This window comes from Vibrio diazotrophicus, assembly GCF_038452265.1.
Classification (GTDB): Bacteria; Pseudomonadota; Gammaproteobacteria; order Enterobacterales; family Vibrionaceae; genus Vibrio; species Vibrio diazotrophicus.
In genome coordinates, this window is the sequence record NZ_CP151842.1 from 376,388 (window position 1) to 398,174 (window position 21,787).

Genomic DNA, 21,787 nt, shown 5'->3' on the forward strand with positions numbered 1-21,787 from the left:
ACTAAATAGTAAAAAGGCCTTCATCTGAAGGCCTTTTGTTTATCTATTGGTACATCCAAACGACTTGAAATTCAAGGCGCAGGCTAAATTACATAATCCACTTCCACCAGATGAACAGTGCTAGGAAACCAAACAAGTACACCAGACCTAGGATAGACAGTGCTTTCAGTTTCGGACCAACCGCTAGCTCTTTTGGCAGTACAGTTTTAGTGACTAGGATGTAGTTCAGTAGAGCGAAAATTGGTGTCGTCATAAACGCCATGACCATAGCGAAGTCCAGCATTGGTAATAGCGCTGACGCGTAGAACACAATAATTGCTAACGAAGCTGCAGAAACCACAATCATCCAAGTTTGAAGTACTTTCGGGTTTTGCTCTTTGTCTTCTTTGATCAAGCGTTGTGATTCTGCGATTACACGTGAGTAGCCATCAATAACCGTAATCGTACTACCGAAGATACAGAAGAAGGCGATAACCGCGATTAGGTAGCGAGACCATTCACCGATGGTTGACGCGTAAAGACCCACAAGCTGATGCGAGAAACCAATACCTGATTTTGATAGTTCCACACCTGTACCGTTCAATACCAATGCACCCAATGCTAGGAAAACTATCGCTAGAATTGCTGTACCGATATAACCAACATTGAAGTCAAACAATGCAGATTGAGCTGTTACTTTTTGATGGCGGCATTGAGATTTTAGCCATACAGAAGTCAGGCTAGATATTTCAATAGGTGCAGGCATCCAACCCATTGTTACTACTAGGAAACCAATCGCAGCGATCGTCCATGGAGAAGGTGTTTCTGCGGCTACAGAGCTTACTGGTGCAGCGTTTGCCGCCGCAATAACGACAGCCAGCAATGTTGCAATGGTCAGCACTGCCATGATCACTTTAGATAACGTGTCCAAAGCCTTGTAATGACCAGCAAATAGAATCACTAAGCAGGTGACTAATACAATGCCGCATAACACAGGAAGCGAAAGATCAAACGGAACGAAGTAGCCAAGTAAACTCGCACTGAACATCAGAAGTGCTGCTGTGTTTACTACTGCGGAGAATACAGCAAGGATTGTGAATACCCATAGGTAAGGTTTTCCGAGCTTGGCATAACCTTCGACAAGGCTTTCACCTGTGCCCATGGTGTACTGAACACCTGCTTTAAAAAATGGGTATTTAAATAAGTTTACCAGCAGAATCAGTATCGCTAATTGCCAGCCATAAATAGCGCCAGCTTTGGTTGATGCAACGAGATGTGAGCCACCAACAGCCGCTGCAGCCATCATTATCCCTGGCCCTAAAGAGCGTAGTAATTGAGATAAAGATAGCCGTTGTTCTGATGGATATGATACGGCGTTTTCCATTCTTGTTATTCCTTCGAATTATGATGTTGTGTTCAATATTTTTTATAGCCCGCCAGCTGAACTGGTCAGGATGACTTTAATGTCAATACTACACATCAATATCATAGTTGCTTATTGTGTCAATTTATATTTACAAATCATTCTGATCTTTTTTCGGATTCCGTATGGGTGAGATATTTTGCGTGAAAATTGTTACTCCATTTTGCAGCTAACAGTGGGCTGTTTAGCTGCTATAATGCGGCGTTTTTTTTATTTGAGATGACTTTCATGGCGATGACTGAGTACCACCCACCAACGGATCCGTGGATTGATGTGGTATATGAGGATGACTACATTATTGCGGTTAATAAACCGTCTGGATTGCTGTCTGTTCCGGGGAGACTGGAAGAGCACTATGACAGCATGTGGAGTCGCCTAGTTGAACAATACCCAGACGTGAAAGTCGTGCATCGTTTAGATATGTCGACATCCGGTTTGATGCTGTTTGGCAAAAATACCTATATGGAATCGGCATTGAAAAAGCAGTTCCAATATCGCCTGACGCATAAAATCTATTATGCCCGAGTGTGGGGTATTGTTGAGCAGGACGAAGGTATGATTGACCTTCCATTGATTTGCGACTGGCCAAATCGTCCGAAACAGATGGTTTGCTTTGAAAACGGTAAACCGTCGCAAACTATGTTCCATGTGGTTAAGCGTGAAGAAAAAACCACAGTTGTGCGTTTGCTTCCTATCACAGGTCGTTCTCATCAATTGCGCGTTCATATGATGGCATTAGGCCACCCTATTGTTGGCGATGAGTTTTACGCACCTCAAGAAGCCATTGATTATACAGACCGCTTGGAGCTACACGCTGCTGAGTTGAGTTTTTATCACCCTCGCAGCCACTGGCTACGAAGTATTTTTGTACCTTGTGACTTTTATCCCGAAGCACAGGAAGAAATTTTGCAGCACTTCGATCCTGAGAGAAAATTGCCGGATTATAAAACGCTACCTAAAACTTAAATCGAGGTAGCTACCCTAACTTGTTGGCGTTGCAGGCTAGATTGCTGCAAGTTCAACGAGAAAGGGTAATAAAGGAGAAACTATGTCAGCCCCAAAAATTGTCTTCCTTGATCGTGCAACCATTCCCAAACATATCGAGTTACCTCGCCTTACCGTAGAACATGAGTGGCAAGAATACGACTTTACCAGCCCAGAACAGGTATTTGAGCGCATTTACAATGCAGATATCGTCATAACTAACAAAGTCGTCCTCACTGGTGATGTTTTGGCGCAGCTGCCAAATATTAAGCTGATTGCAGTTTCAGCCACAGGCGTGAATAACGTAGATATTGAGCATTGCCGAGCCAACAACATCGCGGTTAGTAATGTTCAAGGGTATGCCACTCGTTCTGTACCAGAGCATGTCATTGGAATGATGTTTGCCCTTCGCCGTAATCTGATGGGCTATCACCATGATATCGCTGCTGGAGAATGGCAGCGTAATAAGCAGTTCTGTTTCTTCACCCATCCTATTGGTGATATCGCGGGCTCAACAATGGGCATTATTGGCGGTGGAGCCTTAGGTCGAGCAACGGCTGAGTTGGCTAAAGCCTTGGGGATGAATGTTGTATTTGCAGAGCGTAAAGGTGCAGCAGAATGCCGAGATGGCTACCTGCCATTTGAAACGGTTTTAAAGCAGGCGGATGTGATATCACTGCATTGCCCGTTAAGTGAAGAGACGCGTAATATGGTTGCCGAGCAAGAATTTGCCCAGATGAAGCCTAACGCGATTCTTATTAATACTGGTCGTGGTGGATTGGTGGATGAAATTGCGCTGGTGGATGCGCTGAAGAAGCGTCAAATTGCAGGGGCAGGCGTGGATGTCTTCACCCAAGAGCCTGCCGATATTGATAATCCGCTGTTAGCGAATATGGATCTGCCAAACTTGCTACTGACCCCTCATGTCGCATGGGGCAGTGATTCCGCAATCAGCCAGCTTGCACAGATTCTGATCAGCAACATTGAAGCGTTTGTGGCTGGCAAACAGCAAAACAGAGTGGTTTGATTTCGTTACGAGAGAAACAAAAGGCAGCCAGTTGGCTGCCTTTTTGGGTTTATTTGCGCCTTTGTGTGTTACTTAATCGCGGTACAAAAGCTGACATCGGCATGGTTTGTTTGAAGATCGTAGCTGTGATACAGCTCGAAACAAGGACGTTCGTCGCTCTCAATTCCAGATTCTATTAACTTAGCCATTAACTCATCCCAAGCTTTCGGGTACTGGCTGATATCGGTGATGGTTTGACGCATAACCGCATATTGACCACCGGGAAAATCTTGCAGCTCTATGCCTTCAGGTGTCTCTGTATCACTTGGAACCATCAAGCAAATATCGGTGCGACATTTTTCATCAGGGGTAATTTCCGGATTGTCGTGATAAATAAAAATACAGGTGTTATTGGCTAAGCCTTTAATACCAGCCCATTGATACAGACGACGGCTGGCATCTTCATATCCTTTGCCGTATGGGCCGTTAACATGAATATAAGCGAGTTTGGCCGCTTCAAAATGTTGAGTATTCACTGTAATGCTCCATGTTATTGATTCGGAGTCAGTATATGTACTAACCGTTTTAATATCGTTTCCAGTCTTGCGCAGTACGTGTCCAATCTTGCTACTTCGTGTTAATTCAGCAAATTGCTGATGGTTAGCGCAATTTCGAAAATCAGTAGGTGTTACACCATAATGCTGCTGGAACGCTTTAGCTAAACTCTGTGAACTAGAGAAACCATATTTAAGTGCGATGTTGAGGACAGGCTGCTTTGATTTAAACAGATCGTCCGCAGCAGCTTCTAGTCTTAATCTGCGGATGAAATCAGCCAGAGTCTCACCTTGAACAGCCTTGAAAGTCCTGTGGAAATGGTAGGCAGACAAGTGCGCAAGAGCGGCAACTTCAGGCAAGTTCAAAGGTTCATTAAAGTTTTGTTCTAGATAGCGAATTACCGGAACCAATCTCTTTTGATAATCAATGCGCATCATCAGGCTCATTCTGGCTAAGTTGACAAAAGGATACTGTAACTAATGAATGTTGCAACGTTGTGGGGCAGAAATGCGCGTTGGGTTGGGCTGACTGAAATAGGCTGGTGAGTTTGGTGTGAAATAAAAAAAGTCCCTCACAGGGAGGGACTTTTCAATCAAGCTTTAGTTGCTAGCAGAACTTATAGAGCAGCAATCGTTGCTTTCTGTTCTTCTAACTTCGCTAGAGTGTCTTTGTAACCTTCAAGCTTTTCACGCTCTTTTGCGATAACCGCTTCAGGCGCTTTAGCAACGAAGCCTTCGTTACCTAGCTTACCTTCGATGCGTTTGATTTCGCCTTCGGTTTTCGCCACTTCTTTCGCTAGACGAGCCAATTCTGCATCTTTATCAATTAGACCAGCCATTGGGATCATCAGCTCAGATTTCGCTACCAGTGCCGTTGCACATGCAGGTGTGGTTTCACCCGTTGCAAGCACGCGAACACTTTCCAGTTTCGCTAGAGAAACCAGTACTTGTTTGTTCGCTTCAAGACGCGCAGCATCTTGCTCGTTAGCAACTTTCAACATCACTTCAAGCTGTTTACCTGGATTGATGTCGTACTCTGCACGTAGGTTACGAATCGCAGTAATAAAGGTTTTCACCCATTCGATGTCATCTAGTGCTTCTTGGTTGAAGTTCGCAGCATCGTACTGAGGTAGAGCCTGTAGCATGATAGTGTCGCCTTCAACACCGTCTACTAGCGGCTTGATGCTTTGCCAGATAGTTTCGGTGATGTATGGCAATACTGGGTGAGCCAGACGCAGCGTTTTCTCTAGTACTGTGATTAGCGTGCGACGTGTTGCGCGTTGCTGTGCTTCAGTACCTTTCCACAATACAGGTTTGGTTAGCTCTAGGTACCAGTCACAGAATTGGTTCCAGATGAACTCGTACAGAGTGTTTGCTGCCATATCCAGACGGTAGTTGTCGATGTGCTCGTTGAATGCTTTCGCTGCAAGTTCAAACTGAGACTCGATCCATTTGTCTGCCAGAGAGTATTCAAGCTCAGCACCCGCTGCGAAACCGCAATCTTGCTCTTCTGTGTTCATCATTACGTAACGGCTAGCGTTCCATAGTTTGTTACAGAAGTTACGGTAACCTTCCAGACGCTTCATATCCCAGTTGATATCACGGCCAGTAGAAGCCATTGCTGCTAGGGTAAAGCGAAGTGCGTCAGTACCGTATGGTTCGATACCGTTTTCGAATGTTTTACGTGTGTTTTTCTCGATCTTCGCAGCAAGTTGCGGCTGCATCATGTTACCAGTACGCTTAGTTACTAGTGACTCAAGATCAATACCATCGATCATATCGATAGGATCCAGCACGTTACCTTTCGATTTCGACATCTTGTCGCCGTTTTCGTCACGGATTAGACCGGTAACGTAAACAGTCTTAAATGGTACTTGCGGTTTGCCGTCTTCATCTTTGATGAAGTGCATGGTCATCATGATCATACGAGCAACCCAGAAGAAGATGATGTCAAAACCTGTCACCAATACTTCTGATGGGTGGAATACTTTCAGTGCGTCTGTTTTTTCTGGCCAGCCAAGAGTGCCGAACGTCCAAAGCGCAGAAGAGAACCAAGTATCCAGAACGTCTTCGTCTTGGTTTAGTGCAACATCTTCTGGGATATTGTTATCCGCACGAACTTCTTCTTCAGTACGACCTACGTATACGTTGCCTTCAGCGTCATACCAAGCTGGGATACGGTGACCCCACCATAGTTGGCGAGAGATACACCAGTCTTGAATATCACGCATCCAAGAGAAGTACATGTTTTCGTATTGCTTAGGTACGAACTGAATGTCGCCGTTTTCAACCGCTTCAACCGCTGGCTTGGCAAGAATACCTGCGCGCACGTACCATTGGTCTGTCAGCATTGGTTCGATAACCACACCGCCACGGTCACCGTAAGGAACGGTTAGATCGTGATCTTTGATTTCGTCTAGTAAGCCAAGCTCTTCAAATTCAGCAACGATCGCTTTACGTGCAGCAAAGCGCTCCATACCTTGGTATTTAGCTGGAAGTTCAGTGCTGTATGCTTCGCTCGCTTCACCGTTTGAGTTGAATACTTCCGCAGCATTACGCACGTTAGCATCAAAAGTGAAGATGTTGATCATTGGTAGCTGGTGGCGCTTACCAACTTCATAGTCGTTGAAGTCGTGCGCAGGTGTGATCTTCACACAACCCGTACCTTTTTCCATATCGGCGTGCTCGTCACCCACGATAGGGATGCGACGACCAACGATAGGAAGGATAATTTCTTTACCGATAAGCTCTTTGTAACGAGGATCTTCTGGGTTTACCGCAACACCCGTATCACCAAGCATGGTTTCTGGACGAGTGGTTGCAACAACAATGTAGTCTTTACCGTCAGCAGTCTTAACACCATCAGCTAGAGGGTAGCGGAAGTGCCACATGTTGCCCTTAACGTCTTTGTTTTCAACTTCAAGATCAGAAATTGCGGTGTGCAGTTTTGGATCCCAGTTAACCAGACGTTTACCACGATAGATAAGATCATCTTTGTATAGACGAACGAACACTTCCTGAACCGCTTTGTAGAAGCCGTCATCCATAGTGAAACGTTCACGATCCCAGTCAACCGATGCACCTAAGCGACGAAGCTGCTTAGTGATGGTGCCACCTGACTCGTTTTTCCATTCCCAAATTTTATCGATGAATGCATCACGGCCGTAATCGTGCTTAGTTTTGCCTTCTTCTGCAGCGATCTTACGCTCAACAACCATTTGAGTTGCGATACCAGCGTGGTCAGTACCCACTTGCCAAAGGGTGTTTTTTCCCTTCATGCGTTGGCAACGAATCAAGGTATCCATAATGGTGTCTTGGAATGCGTGACCCATGTGAAGGCTACCAGTGACGTTCGGTGGCGGGATCATGATGCTGTATGCGTCTTTTGATGTGTCACCGTGAGGCTTAAAGTAGCCTTTTTCTTCCCAAGTCTTATACAGATCTTGTTCGATTGATGTTGGGTTGTATGTCTTTTCCATAGTGCTCTTAAATGGATACTTTGATGGTTAATTTAAGTCTATCGCTATAAGTGAGTTCTCTTTTTCAAGAGAGCTTAACTATAAGGATGAACATGTGTTCTTATCCAGTTGGTGTTACGGATACTGGATTTCAATTGTCTGCAACTGATAACCGGCTTGGCGGTACATTTTGTAACGTTCACGCGCCAATTGTTTTGCTTTTTCTTCGCAGGGGACGAAGTCTACCACCTCTGTGAAGGCGTTCGCAAAGGTTGTATGATTATCGGCCAAATTTATTACCAGTTGGCGGTTCCAAGAAGGTTTCACGCCTACATGACCAATCTCAATGTGAGTGCCGTATTTCGGACCTTCTCCCACTAGATTATGCGCAACAAAATCATTAGCTTCCACCTGCCAAAGGCATTCCGCAATTCTTTCAGCATGCGCTTTATCGCCACATTGTAGGTACACTTTTGCGCCTTGACGGGAAAAGTGTTGGCAGAGATAAACCACGTAATCATTGAACCCTTGTGCAGAGCTTTGCGGGCTATCTTCTTTGACGATGTAGAACGTTGCTGTAGACATAGTGTTTCTGTATATCGAACCGTATTACTAAAAAAGGGCCTTTCGGCCCTTTTTATCTATGAGGATTATTCCTCGGTCTCTTGGCCACTGCGGTTTAGCAAGAATTGGACAAGCATTGAGACCGGACGGCCCGTTGAACCTTTCGCTGCGCCAGATTTCCAAGCGGTACCAGCGATATCTAGGTGCGCCCAGTTATATTTCTTGGCGAATTTAGACAGGAAACAACCCGCGGTAATTGCACCACCCGGACGACCACCGATGTTTGCCATATCCGCAAATGGGCTCTTTAGCTGTTCATGGTATTCGTCAGCCATTGGTAGACGCCATGCACGGTCACTTGCTTGCTCGGAAGCATTCACAAGTTCATGAGCTAGAGGGTTGTGGTTAGAAACCACGCCACTGATGTGGTGACCCAATGCGATAACACATGCGCCAGTTAGCGTTGCTACATCAACAACACAGTCTGGTTCGAAGCGCTCAACATAAGTCAGTGCATCACAAAGAACCAAACGGCCTTCAGCATCTGTGTTCAGTACTTCAACGGTTTGACCCGACATAGTCGTTAAGATGTCACCTGGGCGGTAAGCGTTGCTACCCGGCATGTTTTCACAGCCCGCCAGAACACCGATAACGTTTAGCGGTAGGTTCAGTTTCGCCAATGCTTTCATTGTGCCGAATACAGAAGCTGCACCACACATGTCGTACTTCATCTCATCCATGCCTTCGCCTGGTTTAAGAGAAATACCGCCTGAATCGAAAGTCAGACCTTTACCAACAAGAACGATCGGTTTTGCTTCTGAGTCAGGGTTACCCTTGTACTCAATGATGGACATCATGGATTCGTTTTTCGAACCACGACCAACCGCTAGGTATGAACTCATACCCAGTTTTTCCATCTCTTCTTCACCAATAATCTTGGTGGTTACGGTTTGGTAATCATCCGCAAGGCGACGTGCTTGAGAAGCTAAGTAAGCTGGGTTTGCTACGTTTGGCGGCATGTTACCCAAATCTTTACAAGCTTTAACACCCGATGAAACAGCCAAACCGTGAGAAATTGCGCGCTCACCTAGGCTTAATTCACGACGAGTTGGTACGTTAAATACCAATTTACGCAGTGGACGGCGAGTTTCAGGCTTGATGGTTTTGAACTGATCAAAGGTGTATAGGCCATCTTTGGTTGCTTCAACAGCTTGACGAACTTTCCAGTAAGTATCACGACCTTTTACGTGTAACTCAGTCAAAAAGCACACCGCTTCCATTGAACCTGTTTCGTTCAAAGTACTGATGGTTTTTTGGATGATTTCTTTGTATTGTCGCTCACCTAGTTCGCGCTCTTTACCGCAACCAACTAGTAATACGCGCTCAGAAAGAACACCCGGTACTTGATGCAGAAGTAGCATCTGACCTGGTTTACCTTCTAGGTCACCACGACGAAGTAGTGAACTAATATAGCCGTCGCTGATTTTATCGAGCTGTTCTGCGACTGGAGAAAGGCGACGTGGTTCGAATACCCCAACAACAATACATGCACTGCGTTGTTTTTCAGGGCTACCACTTTTAACACTGAACTCCATGCGTACTCCTACATCTTGAAGACAAATAGAACTAAATGTTAGATAATGCATCTACACTTGTTGAATCCTTATCAGGATTACATCTTTGTTAAGTGTACTAACAGTTAGTCAAAAATTAAAAAAATAAAAGATTCAACGAGAAATTATAGTGATTCCATCAAAAAAACAAGTTTTGTATAGGTAATTTCAGCGTGATTATTGTTAGATATTTGATCCGCGAGACACTAAAGAGCCAATTTGCGATATTTTTCGTACTTTTTTTAGTGTTTTTAAGCCAAAAGTTTATTCGCGTTTTGGCTGATGCTTCCGACGGTGAAATTCCAGCTCGAATGATTTTATCCATTGTTGGTCTAAACATGCCGGCAATGGGTTTATTAATGCTGCCTTTAAGTCTCTATATCGGGATTTTGCTTACTTTTGGCCGTTTATACGCTGAAAGTGAAATAACAGTCATGAATGCAACGGGTATCGGGAATAAGTTCTTGGTACGCGCTGCCTTGTATCTTGCAGTTATTACTGCAAGTGTGGCTGCTTTTAACTCGATGTGGTTATCTCCTTGGAGTCAAGATAGAGAAGCACATTTGATGGAGAAACTGGCGTCTGAAAATAGTGTTGATTTGTTGCAAAAAGGACAGTTTCAACGTTCACCGGACGGTTCTTCGGTCGTTTTCATCGATAATATTGAAAACCGTAAACTCTCAAATGTGTTTGTAGCACAATTGGCGCCGCGTGAGTCGATTCTTCCAAGTGTGATGTTTTCAAATTATGGAAATGTGAAAGAGTTAAGTGATGGTCGACAAGTGATCACCATGTACGAAGGTACCCGTTACGAAGGTGTGCCAACTCGCGTCGATTATATGGTGACCAAGTTTGATGAATACGAAGGTTTGATTGGGCAACGCGAAGTCAAAGATCGTGGTCGAGACTGGGAAGCGATACCGACTCTTGAACTGGTGAAGAATTCAAGCAGACAAGCACAAGCCGAGCTTCAGTGGCGTATTTCTCTGGTTGTCTGTATTCCATTGCTAACTATGTTGGTTGTTCCTTTATCTGCAGTTAACCCGCGCCAAGGACGTTTTGCCAAGATGGGGCCAGCAATATTAATTTATCTCACTTACTTCTTGGCAATCAGTGCGACCAAATCGGCGATTGAAGATGGCAGCATTCCTACCATTGTTGGTATGTGGCCGATAAATGCAGCTCTGTTATTAGCGGCGATTATGGCCAACCTAATGGACAGCGTTGCAGTGAGAAGATTGAAAGACAAATTCAAACAAAAGAAAAGGGTAGCTTAAGTCGTGTTTAAGATTTTAGATTGGTATATCGGACGAACAATCATAGCCACGAGCACCTTGGTACTGATTACTTTTGTCGGTTTGTCTGGAATTATCAAATACGTTGAACAGCTGCGTAAAGTTGGTGAAGGAACGTATGATTTGATTCAGGCACTGATTTTCGTCCTGCTTAGCGTACCTCGCGACATTGAGATGTTCTTCCCGATGGCTGCCTTGCTCGGTGCTTTGATTGGTTTAGGTGCGTTAGCGGCAAGTTCGGAGCTTGTGGTAATGCAAGCGGCGGGTTTCTCAAAGCTGGATATCGGTTTATCGGTTCTTAAGACAGCAGTCCCTCTCATGATCATCATTACTCTTTTAGGGGAGTGGGGTGCTCCACAAGCGCAGAAAATGGCTCGTGATTTGCGTTCTTTTGCGACGTCAGGTGGACAGATTTTATCTGTTCGAACGGGTGTCTGGGCTAGAGATGCCAATGATTTTATCTTTATTGGTAAGATCAATGACAACCGACTTTACGCTATGAACATGTGGCGTTTTGATGAGAACAAGCAATTGCGTCAGGTATATAACGCAAAGCAAGTAGACTATATTGGTGAAAATAACTGGTTAATGAAAGATGTTGTTGTGACAGATATGAATGACGATATCGTGATTTCAAAACACTCATTGCCGGAATACCGCTGGAAAACCGCTTTAGCACCAGATAAGTTGGCCGTGGTGACGGTAAAACCAGAAGAGTTAGCGTTAAGTGGGCTTTATGATTATGTTCACTATCTTAAAGCATCCGAACAAGACTCATCCCGTTATGAGTTGGCGTTCTGGCGTAAGATTTCTCAGCCATTTTCTATTGCTGTAATGATGTTGATGGCGCTCTCATTTATTTTTGGTCCACTACGAAGTGTGACAATGGGGGCTCGAATTTTGTCTGGTGTAATTGCAGGTTTCACCTTCTACATTTCCAGCGAATTCTTTGGACCTCTTAGCTTGGTATACAACATACCGCCTGTGTTTGGCGCTATAGCTCCAAGTTTGGTGTTCTTGACCATTGCTCTGTTGTTGTTAAGAAGAAAACTCTAAATAAAAAGGAAGGCTAAGCCTTCCTTTTTATTGTCTGTAAATCGTGAATTGGTATTAGCGAACCTTTGGTAACACCACCACTTCTGTCTTTGCCCACATATCTTGGAAACTGCGTTTCTGTGGGTCAATTAAAACCGTCAGATTGCCTAAACCAAAACATGCCGTCGCTAGACGAATTAGCGCTTGCGTAACCGTGATTCTATTGCCGTCAGTATTTCGAACAACAATTTTCCAAGCTCTCATTCCGAGTGTTTGTCCAGCTCGAGTCCAAAAATAAACAAAGAAAGATAACCAAGCTAGCGCAAGGTAAAGTGTATAAACAGGGCTCCAAATGGGATGGCCTGTTAATAGATCACTGGCATCTTGATAAGGCGCGTAGCTCACTAAACCAGCGGCAACCAAAGCTTCCATCAAGGCCACGACAACGCCACCAGCTATCATTAGAATGGCCAGCACGATCAACGAGTCATAAATTAAAGCGCCTAAACGGCGAAAAAAGCCAGCGGGTGGCAAAGTAGTATTCATAGCGAACGAGTATTCCTTATTAGATAGCCGCAGGATATTGATCCAGCCAGATTGGACACTTCATTAAGCGTCATTTTGTTTTTCAAAGTTAACAGGGCTTGGATATCCAACAGCACTTTGCCTTCTCGTCCGATGATAATCAACCTCAATATACTAAAATATCGTTTGATACATATCGTCTCTGGTCTTCATATCCTCGGCAAGGTCAACGGTAAGTGCAGACTAGTCTAGATTAAAAGGAGTTGGTCAAGAGTATTTAATCATCTAGAGTTCGATACACTTTTGGAGGGAACCCATAAGAGTCTTTAAACTTTTTGCAAAAATACGAGCTACTATTGAACCCGCACTTATCCGATATGGTAGATATACCCGTGATCATTGAAGATGCTTGATTTTCGATAGAATCAGGATCATGCTACGAACCATGAAAATTACACTGACTCCTCAACAGAAACTGCAACTCGAACAAATGCACGACATTGAACGTGATAGTCGAGTTTGCGACCGCATTAAGGCTGTTTTGCTGGCTTCTGAAGGCTGGAGTCAGACTATGATTTCACAAGCTCTTCGTATTCATGAATCGACCGTTGCTCGTCATCTCAGCGACTACGTTCTTTCTGAAAAACTTAAGCCTGAAAATGGCGGAAGCCAAAGCAAGCTTTCTGCTACTCAAACCATGCACCTAATCGAGCATTTGACTGAGAAAACCTATTCTCATACGCATCAAATTGTCACTTACGTTAAAGAGACATTTGGACTGGATTACACGGTTTCTGGTATGAATAAATGGCTTCACCACAATGGTTTTAGCTACAAGCAACCGAAAGGCGTACCACACAAGTTTGATGAAGCACAACAGCAAGCATTTATAGAGGCTTATGAAGCGTTAAAGGCAAGCTGTGGCAAGGATGAATCGATAGTCTTTATCGACGCAGTTCACCCAACACTATCAACAAAAATATCTCATGGCTGGATACGAACTGGTCAGGATAAAGTGATTGAAACAACGGGTAATCGTAGCCGATTGAACATTATTGGCGCACTGAACTTGTCGGATATTGGAGCAACCATTGTTCACAACTATGAGATCATTAACAGTGAATCGATTGTTCGCTTTTTCTGTGAGTTAAGAAAGAGTTATCCCTTAGCCCATAAGCTTCATATCATCTTGGATGGTGCGGGATATCACCGCAGTGACTTAGTCAAAAATGCGGCGTTTGTCCTGAATATTGAACTGCATTATCTTCCACCTTACAGTCCAAACCTCAACCCAATCGAACGGCTATGGAAAGTAATGAATGAGAAGTCGAGGAACAACGTTTACTTCAAAAGAAAACGGGACTTCAAGGCGGCAATAGACCAATTTTTTGCAGTGACTCTTCCAGAGATCGCAGGCTCTTTGACATCTCGAATTAATGATAATTTTCAGGTTCTCAAGCCAGCATCTTCAAGTTGATTCGGTATATAGGTAAATAGCTATGTTTCAATAAATGCGCTGCTTTAGCCATCCTTGCTGTCGTTAGAAGTTGTGAAAGAGAAGTATTTTCTTCCTTTAATCTTCTACATAAAGTTGTTTTAGATAGATAGAGAATACAACATATATCTTCAAGCTCCCAACGCCTACATAAATCCTTTCGAATAACACTAAATACTTTTCCAGAATAAGAACGGTCAGATATCCGGTTTTCATTAGATAGTGAATGATAAATTTTTTCATGTAGAGCATCTATTAAAACTGACTTTGATAATAAATTTGAATTTTCAACCTCAGCTAATGCAGATATGTTTTCAAAGTTTATTTTTAAAAATATGTCTCGTCGGACTCTATGTATTTTATAAATGTTTATATAAAACTCACACCCATTTATAGGTACAATAGCGCAATTAACTAAACTGTTTTTAGGAACAAGTACACATCCATTATTAGGGATTTTTATTACATTCCCTATATAAGAGATATATCCTATAGCACCTTGAATTGACACTATGTGATAATGCTTTGAAAAAAATCTAACTTTAAAATTGCTGTTATATATTTTAATTTTTCTAGTAAGTAGCATTTTTATCTTTTTTCAGCTGAAATGTATTATCTTCGAATGAGTTCAATGTATCAGGATAGGCGTAATAATACCCCTGACCTAAAATATTCTCTCCTTTAACAACATTGTGTTGAAATGAGCTCTCGATCCCTTCAAAAATCAAGCCATCTTTGCAGTATGGCTGCAATACATAGTATATAGAATCGGCCAATAAACTAACGTCTGAGTTATGATGTAAAACACTTTTGTCGATTTTAATTCTATCCCACGTAATTAAACCAAATGTGAGATTTGCACTATTGTACTCATGGTAATAATCATCTAACCATATCTTTATTCCAGATCTCTGTAGTTTAGCGATATTGTTAAGTAGGATGGTACATCTAACATCATGGTTTACGTCATTTATTTCTAAAATGAAGTTCTTCTTTTTGAAACTCAACAAGCTCAATATAAACTGTTCGTCAAGTAGGGTTGACATTGTTAAGTTAATAGAAAATTCTTTACCTATACCATGTCTCTGAAAGTAATAAATCTGATGAATGGATACTAGCTTTATAAATTCATCATCAATTTCACTAAAGAAGTCTTCGCTATTTAACTGTTCCCCCGAATGTTTACTTACTCGAGATAAAACTTCAAAATATCTAATCTCTGAACTTTCGGTATCAACGATTGGTTGTACTAAAAAATCTAATTCTGCATAAGTAGAGCCTTTTTTTATTATTATTCCACTTTTTACATTTTCAACTGAAAACATGATGAGCTCCATTATCATTAGATGTTATCAGAGTGACCAATACTAACCCTCAAACAAGCGTACATCTACAAAACACAACAAAATTACAATAAATTGGATATTTTTTTATACACACAATAAAAGTGTCAATATTCTGTATTGTTAATACTCCGGTAATTGTATTGCGACTCGAATCCGACTTCGTAGTGTGAGCATCTCTCCATTCTTTTATGAGCTTTGTCTCATATAGTGCCAGATGAAATTTAGGTCAAAACTGAAAACCGCAATGCTTTGTTGAAAATTTTGCGCAGAATATCACGAATATTTTTTTTAAAGCAGTAGAGGATTGTATTAAATGTGATTTTTGTCGCTTTAATTGATTCTTGTATGTTACTGGTGTCGTATCTAACAACTGTATGAAATCTAAGGATCTTTGGTGAGTTCAGAGAAGCGAGTTGGAAGAATTTGGATACTTGCAGCTTCAAGAACGCAGAAGATTCGAGCAGAAATGATACATGGTGTTCTAGCTAACATTGGTAACGGCTAGGCTTCGGGTATTACGGTGAATAGCCTTTAAAACTTTCTAGATGGGAGGCTTTTTGGGGATATGAATTTAATTTTCTCTTCTGAGCTTAGCTTTGTCACACTATATGGCGAAATATTCAGCAAACGATTTTGTTTTCAGTATATTGCTATTGCACCCGTTAGTTTCTTCCGTATAATCCAACCATCAAAGGCGATAGCCTAGATGCCGGTATGGTGAAATTGGTATACACGACGGATTCAAAATCCGTTGCCTTCGGGCGTGGCGGTTCAAGTCCGCCTACCGGTACCATATTTAAGATGAAGACGTCCTAGGACGTCTTTTTTCGTTTTATAACCCCATGAAAAATCAATATCTTAATTCCGAGTAGGTCGAAGAGGTATTGTTGCAGCCAGTGATTTATGTAACCCTGTTAGTAACCCCAGCGGTATATTTCCCAAACACGGAACTGAATTATGGCGCGTCTCACCACCAGCTTAACAGCGACTCAAATCAAGCAAGCGAAACCAAAAGAGAAAGAGTATTCGTTAGTCGATGGAAACGGATTATCTTTGCGTATCCGCCCAAATGGCGCAAAAGCTTGGATGTTTAACTACTACGTCCCAATAACTAAGAAACGTAATAAGATCAGTTTCGGGAATTATCCTGATGTATCTTTGGCTTTTGCTCGGGAACAGAGAGACGAGGCTAGAAAACTACTTGCCCAGGGAATCGACCCAAAAGCTCATAAGCTAGCATTAGAGCAATCTAAACTTAATGAGCTCACTAGTACTTTTTCAGCGTTCGCTGATGAATACCTAGCTATTAAGAAAGAAACTACCGTTATCACGACATATAACAAGCGTGCTCGAATGGTGGATAAATATTTAAGACCTGCAATTGGTCATGTGCCGGTGACAGAGATTAAGCCAATGTTGATGAAAGGCGTTCTCGACCCGATCGCTAAGCAAGGCAAAATAGAAACGGTTAAACGTATTTGTATCATTGCTAATGAGATAATGCGTATTGCTGTGGTTAATGGCGCCATTGAATTTAATCCTCTTGTTGAGCTTACTAAGCTGTATCCATCTCAGAAAGTAAAACATAACCCAGCACTAACCCCTGAAGAACTCCCTGAACTAGTTGCATCAATAGATAGCGCTAACCTCTCAACAACGACTAGAAACCTTATTTTGTGGCAACTTCACACCATGGTGAGACCGAGCGAAGCAGCAACCGCTAAATGGTCACAGATAGATTTTGAAGAAATGGTTTGGGTTGTACCAGTTCCTAAAATGCACACTACCCACACTGTACCTATTACTCCTCAAGCTTTATCCATTATTGAAAACATGAAACCAATTTCTGGCCACAGAGAATATATTTTCCCTGCAGACCGAAACCCTAAGACTCATGCTAACACCCAGACAGCTAACGCTGCACTTAAACGCATTGGCTTTAAAGACAGGACTACAGCTCATGGTTTACGTGGTCTAGCGAGTACGACATTAAATGCTCAGGGCTTTGATGGTGATGTTATCGAGAGTGCATTGTCGCACCAGGAACCAAACAAGATAAGACGTGCGTACAACCATTCCGACTATTTGGAGCGAAGGAAACCAGTTATGTGCTGGTGGAGTGATCGCATTGAACAAGCGAGCAAAGGCGAAACATTAAAGGTTGGTATCCGGGGCTTGAGAATTGCGTAAGTTTAGTAGGATAACTCGGAAGAAAGGATGTAGTGGCTTTCAGACTGTTGTGACTGAGTTTTACACCAATGGTGGAAACGATTAAGGTTGGTGCATTGTGTGAATTCTTATTGGCTGCGTTTATAAGGCTTACGATTGCCCAAGGAGCGTACCTTCCAACAGGATTCCGTAAAAAGCATCTTAGTAGCGGTAAGGTGTGTCAATTATGGGGCTGGATTACTTCTTTACACCTTACCGTCAAAAGTGTTGACATCGAAGAGAGTTGCGCGATAATTCCCAATGATGGCAGAGCTGTAATAACTCTGCTTTTTTTATATCTGAAATTTGTGTAACCGCCTTTAACTGGCGGTTTTTTTGTATCTATATTTAGCTACATTCAGCACAAGCTCAGAGCGTTGAACTTACTTCTAACCTCCTATTTCGGGAGGTTTTTTTGTATCTGGAGATAGCAGAATGAAAAAAGAATCAACTAGTGCACGTCGCTTTATTCGTCTACATGAAGTTTCAAAGATGACTGGTTTGTCGAAAAGCTCGATTTACGACTATATGAGCGCAGGGTTATTTCCCAAGAGTTGTTCTCTCGGGATTCGCTCAGTAGCTTGGATTGAATCAGAGGTTGAACAATGGATGGATGACCAAATTGCACGACGTGATCAGGCGGTAGCGTAATGGAATATAACGAGAACGCTAGCACTTGTTGTTATGCAGTTAGCGGTAAGTTGTCTGGCGAAATTCTGAACCGAATGCGAGGTTAATATGGGGTATACACCAAGAGATACGTATGGCGGTGGTTCGTCTGAAAGCCGCGAATCTGTTCAAGGTAATAGAGAGCGTATAGAACGAGATCGTGACAGAGATAGGAATAACAATTACTCCCAGCGTAAAACCCAACAAGAATCCGAAGCAAAGGCTAAAGCAGAGGCAGAACGTAAGGCTCAAGAGGCTGAAAGAAGAGCTCAAGAGCAAGCGGAGCGAAAAGCTAAAGCCAAAGCTGAAAAAGAAGCTAGGGAGGAGGCGGAAGCTTCAATAGAAGGGACTTCGGGCTTTTCACCAATTGGGGGGCTTAGTAGCTATGGACTCACGTATGCAAATGGTGGTCGTGGTATTTTGGCAAATATGCGTGCGGCTAGTAACCCAGAGGAAGCCGCTATCGCTGAACGAATCAATAAGCCAACGGAGTATGGTTCCATTCATTTCCGTGAGCCCACTCAAGCTGAAAAGAACGCTGGTGCTTACACCAATGAAACGGCATATACGGGTCAAGCAATCTCACAGGATACCAGTAAGGCTAATATTGCAAGACTTACGGGGGATGCAATTGACGAAAAAGGGTTAGATATTGCGACTGACTTTGTAACTAGCCCTGCAGGCATTATTGGGAAAGGGTTTGCTGAAGTTTCGAAGTGGGCTCGTGATCTTTTTGATGACAGTACTGATTGGGAAAAGGCAGTAAAAGGGCAAGCAAAAAAAGCGATGAGTGGTAATGGTTTTTTAGGGAACGTAGCTAGTGGTGTTCAAGGTACAACAATGCTGGGCTCCTTGGCTGGTAATGGGTTAGCGCAGTCACTATCACCGATAGTATCAAGCACTCCTGTTTCTGCTATTGCTGGTGTTGCTGATGATGCTTATGCGTTGAATAATTGGATTGACAACAATAGGCAGTATTTGGAAGCAAACAGCCTTCTTAATGCACCTAACTCTCCTAAATCTGGTGGCAAGAATGACAGCCGGCAGTCAAAAGGCATCCTAGCCAATATGCGCGATAACGTTACATCCTCAGTAGCACAGCAAACGATATCACAAACTGATCTACCCGAATTTGAATGGGCTTCTGGTGACGATTTCAACTTTAACTACGGAATGGGGTTTAAACGAAATGCTTAATCAAACACAGCAAACCGAGCAAGCAAAGGTCCAAAGTGAATCAGCCGGAAGATGTCACGAGAATGGCAGCAAGCTAATGATGACTATTGTTGCACCTAGTCGACAGTTGGACGACAGCGCACGACCGGCTAAAACCTTTCAAGATGAGTTGCTAGCAATGGACTATGCCCAGAACGGTGATGAGCTGTTAGAGGTGTTTGAAGATGGCTCAATCTATCGTTCAACCAGAGGCGCAGACAGTGGCGCAGAGTGGGGTATAAACATTGCTGAGAGCTACCTGTATTCAGGGTTGCCAATGGACAAACAGAACATCATGGATATGTGCTTTCACGAAGATACAGAAGCGGCTAAAGCCTTTGTTGACTCGCTGGTGGATTACGTCATTGAGTGTCACGAAGAGAGGGAAGGGGAGCTATGAAAAAAGAAAACGCCCAACAAGGGGCGCAATCAATATCCGATAGCAAGTATAACACTATTCATCCCGTAGCCAATACTTGTGAACCAATTGCAATGAGTAGTCGAGAAATTGCAGAGCTAACCAGTAAGCGTCATGACAACGTAAAGGTTGACGTAACCAAGATGCTTGGTGAATTAAATCTGGATGTCCTGAATTTTCAGGATATCTATTTTGATGCTCAGAACAGGGAGCAAACGGAATATAAGCTGGATAAAGAGTTAACACTAACTTTGGTCTCTGGTTACAACATCAAGCTACGCCACGCTATTATCAAAAGGCTCGATGAGTTAGAAAGAGCATCACGGCCGCATCTGCCTCGCACCAGAACGGAGGCTATTGAAATGATGTTAGAGCAAAGCCGAATGCTCGATCACCAGCAAGCCTATATTGAAGAGACAAAGGATGATGTTGAGTTTGCTCATGCTGTTAGTTCGTCTAAGTCAGGTGTGAATCTTGAGGTGTTTGCTAAGTCGGTAGGTATTGGGCGCAATAAGTTATTCGCCTGGTTACGCAAAGAAAAGATATTAATGTCAGACCCTATCACGAAATACAGCAAGAGCCATAATATGCCATATCAGCACTTTATTGATGCTGAGTATTTCACTATTAAGCGTAGCGTGTTTAACACCGCTCACGGCAGAGAACGGAGTTTTACCCCATTGATCACGGGCAAAGGTGAGGTATGGCTCACTAGGAAGCTGATCAAAGCCGGTCTCACTGGTAGTACTGCCAATACCTACCCAGTTTTACCCCACCAGCAATAACAGTAACAACTCCCTTTAGTTAACCATCTCAATACGAATGTTCCTCAAAATAGGGACACCTCAACAGGCTTAATATGATGATAAATACAATGTATGCGACTCGTTCGCAGGGGTTCGGCTTGCCCAAATTCACCCTATTCAGATTGACAGTAATTATTGAATACGTTTATTCTCTGTTCGCTGCAGCAAAATCTGTAGCCGGGATTGGTACCCCGTTTATTCGTAAGGCGCATAGACGCCAGCTTGTTATTGCTGGTTTTTTTATGCGTAAAATCTGTGCACATCAAAGCAATTCCCCAGGGAAGTTGCATTCAAATTATGGTGGGCTGGATGAGGCAGCTGAAAGGCTGGCCGTGTCCTTGCGAGCGGTAGTACCAACCTTGTTCAGTTCACCACCAGTTATGAGATTGGTACCTCTTGGTGGTGATAGTACATCATCGCAAGAGGCTGTCATCATGACTACTACCCCTACTCAAGCTGTAACTACAGCTATGATCTACACATTCATTATCGCTGGTGGCGTTCGTGCGCTGTCAGACTTCAAACGTATTCGCACTATCTCAGCAGTAGCTACCAGTGAAGCTCGTGCCAGAAAACAACTAGCTGGCTTACCGTTAGTGTTTGTGCGTCAGACTCCTATCAAGGAGGGGGCGCTATGAATCAAGTAATACATTTAGGCGAAAACTTCCTACAAACCAAATCCCTTATATCGGTCATGCAACTTGCAGCCGACAGTGATCATGGAGGGACGTTATATCACACACTGCCAGATGCGTTAGGCGTGGTAATGGAGAATCTGCGAGTGATGGACAGTGAGCCACTGCTTGCTGATGAAGTAATTCAAGCCAAAGCCATTGTATCCATAACGCAGCTAGCGGCTGAGAGTGGCGAGTCATTGAATGATACGCTCTCTGACGTGTTAGGCGTTGTTCTCTCTATTTTGGTTGCGATAGAGGAGAAGGTTGCGAGTATGGAAGGAGAGCTGTTATGAGGACATTCAGCAAGAACAATTCTGAACACTCGGTATCTATAACGATTGAAGAGATAGCGCGTCAAACCTGTATGTCTATCCCGGAATTAAACGCTGCGATAAAGCAGTTAGAGGAGCGAGGGTTTGTCACGGTAGTTAGACACCCGTTCTCGATACCCCGCTACATCATCAATCTTGAGGAGATTGAGCGGCTGGCAAAGCAAAGCCAATCAAGAGAGGGGTAG

22 protein-coding genes, 1 tRNA gene and 1 pseudogene are annotated in these 21,787 nt (G+C 43.2%); 14 read left to right on the top strand and 10 right to left on the bottom strand.

Translation table 11 applies throughout. The features are described from left to right. Positions 1-88: 88 nt before the first annotated feature. Positions 89-1,363, bottom strand: coding sequence for an Nramp family divalent metal transporter (locus AAGA51_RS01805; protein ID WP_042485388.1), 1,275 nt, complete (start codon positions 1,361-1,363; stop codon positions 89-91). A 267-nt stretch (positions 1,364-1,630) separates the two neighbouring features. Here AAGA51_RS01805 and AAGA51_RS01810 point away from each other — a divergent pair, with 267 nt between their 5' ends. Both AAGA51_RS01810 and AAGA51_RS01815 read left to right on the top strand, forming a co-directional pair. Beyond that, complete coding sequence (locus AAGA51_RS01810; protein WP_042485391.1) at positions 1,631-2,368, top strand: pseudouridine synthase; 738 nt, start codon at positions 1,631-1,633, stop codon at positions 2,366-2,368. Between the two features lie 82 nt (positions 2,369-2,450). Beyond that, the gene (locus tag AAGA51_RS01815) at positions 2,451-3,413 is read left to right on the top strand and encodes a D-2-hydroxyacid dehydrogenase (protein ID WP_042485394.1); all 963 of its coding nucleotides are present in this window, start codon (positions 2,451-2,453) and stop codon (positions 3,411-3,413) included. A gap of 68 nt (positions 3,414-3,481) precedes the next feature. Here the strand turns inward: AAGA51_RS01815 and AAGA51_RS01820 are convergent, their stop codons facing one another. The 4 genes from AAGA51_RS01820 to pepA form a co-directional block, all read right to left on the bottom strand. Further along, positions 3,482-4,381, bottom strand: coding sequence for an AraC family transcriptional regulator (locus AAGA51_RS01820; protein WP_042485398.1), 900 nt, complete (start codon positions 4,379-4,381; stop codon positions 3,482-3,484). Between the two features lie 182 nt (positions 4,382-4,563). Beyond that, on the bottom strand, positions 4,564-7,425 hold the full coding sequence (locus AAGA51_RS01825; protein ID WP_042485400.1) for a valine--tRNA ligase: 2,862 nt from the start codon (positions 7,423-7,425) through the stop codon (positions 4,564-4,566). Between the two features lie 114 nt (positions 7,426-7,539). After that, positions 7,540-7,989 (bottom strand): DNA polymerase III subunit chi, encoded by a 450-nt coding sequence (locus tag AAGA51_RS01830; protein ID WP_042485402.1) that lies wholly within the window; start codon positions 7,987-7,989, stop codon positions 7,540-7,542. 65 nt (positions 7,990-8,054) lie between these two features. After that, positions 8,055-9,563 carry a leucyl aminopeptidase gene (gene pepA / locus AAGA51_RS01835; protein ID WP_042485404.1) on the bottom strand — a complete coding sequence of 503 codons (1,509 nt, stop codon included), beginning with the start codon at positions 9,561-9,563 and terminating at the stop codon, positions 8,055-8,057. 191 nt (positions 9,564-9,754) lie between these two features. Here pepA and lptF point away from each other — a divergent pair, with 191 nt between their 5' ends. Beyond that, positions 9,755-10,858, top strand: coding sequence for an LPS export ABC transporter permease LptF (gene lptF, locus AAGA51_RS01840; RefSeq protein WP_042485407.1), 1,104 nt, complete (start codon positions 9,755-9,757; stop codon positions 10,856-10,858). Positions 10,859-10,861: 3 nt separating this feature from the next. Continuing rightward, entirely contained in the window at positions 10,862-11,932 is a 1,071-nt protein-coding gene (gene lptG / locus AAGA51_RS01845) for an LPS export ABC transporter permease LptG (RefSeq protein ID WP_042485409.1), read from the top strand. A gap of 54 nt (positions 11,933-11,986) precedes the next feature. Here lptG and AAGA51_RS01850 read toward each other — a convergent pair whose 3' ends face one another. The 3 genes and pseudogenes from AAGA51_RS01850 to AAGA51_RS01860 all read right to left on the bottom strand — a co-directional run bounded on the left by AAGA51_RS01850 (position 11,987) and on the right by AAGA51_RS01860 (position 12,836). Beyond that, complete coding sequence (locus AAGA51_RS01850; protein ID WP_042485412.1) at positions 11,987-12,457, bottom strand: RDD family protein; 471 nt, start codon at positions 12,455-12,457, stop codon at positions 11,987-11,989. Between the two features lie 63 nt (positions 12,458-12,520). Next, positions 12,521-12,643, bottom strand: a pseudogene (locus AAGA51_RS01855) (IS3 family transposase); the annotation flags it as partial. A 70-nt stretch (positions 12,644-12,713) separates the two neighbouring features. After that, positions 12,714-12,836, bottom strand: coding sequence for an AraC family transcriptional regulator (locus tag AAGA51_RS01860; protein ID WP_342291523.1), 123 nt, complete (start codon positions 12,834-12,836; stop codon positions 12,714-12,716). A gap of 45 nt (positions 12,837-12,881) precedes the next feature. Between AAGA51_RS01860 and AAGA51_RS01865 the strand changes: the two genes are divergently transcribed. Next, positions 12,882-13,913 (top strand): IS630 family transposase, encoded by a 1,032-nt coding sequence (locus AAGA51_RS01865; protein ID WP_167828628.1) that lies wholly within the window; start codon positions 12,882-12,884, stop codon positions 13,911-13,913. On the opposite strand, the gene AAGA51_RS01870 is transcribed toward AAGA51_RS01865, so the two are convergent. Next, entirely contained in the window at positions 13,891-14,442 is a 552-nt protein-coding gene (locus AAGA51_RS01870; RefSeq protein ID WP_342291524.1) for a hypothetical protein, read from the bottom strand. The two genes, AAGA51_RS01865 and AAGA51_RS01870, sit on opposite strands and share 23 nt — an antisense overlap. A 61-nt stretch (positions 14,443-14,503) precedes the next feature. Next, positions 14,504-15,256 carry an EAL domain-containing protein gene (locus AAGA51_RS01875; RefSeq protein ID WP_042490337.1) on the bottom strand — a complete coding sequence of 251 codons (753 nt, stop codon included), beginning with the start codon at positions 15,254-15,256 and terminating at the stop codon, positions 14,504-14,506. A 729-nt stretch (positions 15,257-15,985) separates the two neighbouring features. Here AAGA51_RS01875 and AAGA51_RS01880 point away from each other — a divergent pair. The 9 genes from AAGA51_RS01880 (at position 15,986) to AAGA51_RS22015 (ending at position 21,787) form a co-directional block, all read left to right on the top strand. Then, positions 15,986-16,070: transfer RNA gene (locus tag AAGA51_RS01880), tRNA-Leu, on the top strand. Positions 16,071-16,234: 164 nt separating this feature from the next. After that, positions 16,235-17,467 carry an integrase arm-type DNA-binding domain-containing protein gene (locus tag AAGA51_RS01885; protein WP_042490335.1) on the top strand — a complete coding sequence of 411 codons (1,233 nt, stop codon included), beginning with the start codon at positions 16,235-16,237 and terminating at the stop codon, positions 17,465-17,467. Between the two features lie 453 nt (positions 17,468-17,920). Beyond that, positions 17,921-18,136: a helix-turn-helix transcriptional regulator gene (locus AAGA51_RS01890; protein ID WP_042490332.1), complete on the top strand. Its 216-nt coding sequence runs from the start codon at positions 17,921-17,923 to the stop codon at positions 18,134-18,136. 87 nt (positions 18,137-18,223) lie between these two features. After that, complete coding sequence (locus AAGA51_RS01895) at positions 18,224-19,351, top strand: hypothetical protein (protein ID WP_042490330.1); 1,128 nt, start codon at positions 18,224-18,226, stop codon at positions 19,349-19,351. Further along, complete coding sequence (locus tag AAGA51_RS01900; RefSeq protein WP_042490328.1) at positions 19,344-19,769, top strand: hypothetical protein; 426 nt, start codon at positions 19,344-19,346, stop codon at positions 19,767-19,769. The genes AAGA51_RS01895 and AAGA51_RS01900 overlap by 8 nt, the downstream gene beginning before the upstream one ends. Then, on the top strand, positions 19,766-20,572 hold the full coding sequence (locus tag AAGA51_RS01905; protein WP_052404648.1) for a phage antirepressor KilAC domain-containing protein: 807 nt from the start codon (positions 19,766-19,768) through the stop codon (positions 20,570-20,572). The genes AAGA51_RS01900 and AAGA51_RS01905 overlap by 4 nt, the downstream gene beginning before the upstream one ends. Positions 20,573-20,691: 119 nt before the next feature. Then, a complete protein-coding gene (locus AAGA51_RS01910) occupies positions 20,692-21,231 on the top strand; it encodes an ash family protein (protein WP_156102093.1) in 540 nt (179 codons plus the stop codon). Further along, complete coding sequence (locus AAGA51_RS01915) at positions 21,228-21,563, top strand: hypothetical protein (protein WP_042490325.1); 336 nt, start codon at positions 21,228-21,230, stop codon at positions 21,561-21,563. The genes AAGA51_RS01910 and AAGA51_RS01915 overlap by 4 nt, the downstream gene beginning before the upstream one ends. A gap of 71 nt (positions 21,564-21,634) precedes the next feature. Continuing rightward, positions 21,635-21,787 (top strand): hypothetical protein, encoded by a 153-nt coding sequence (locus tag AAGA51_RS22015; RefSeq protein WP_425304594.1) that lies wholly within the window; start codon positions 21,635-21,637, stop codon positions 21,785-21,787.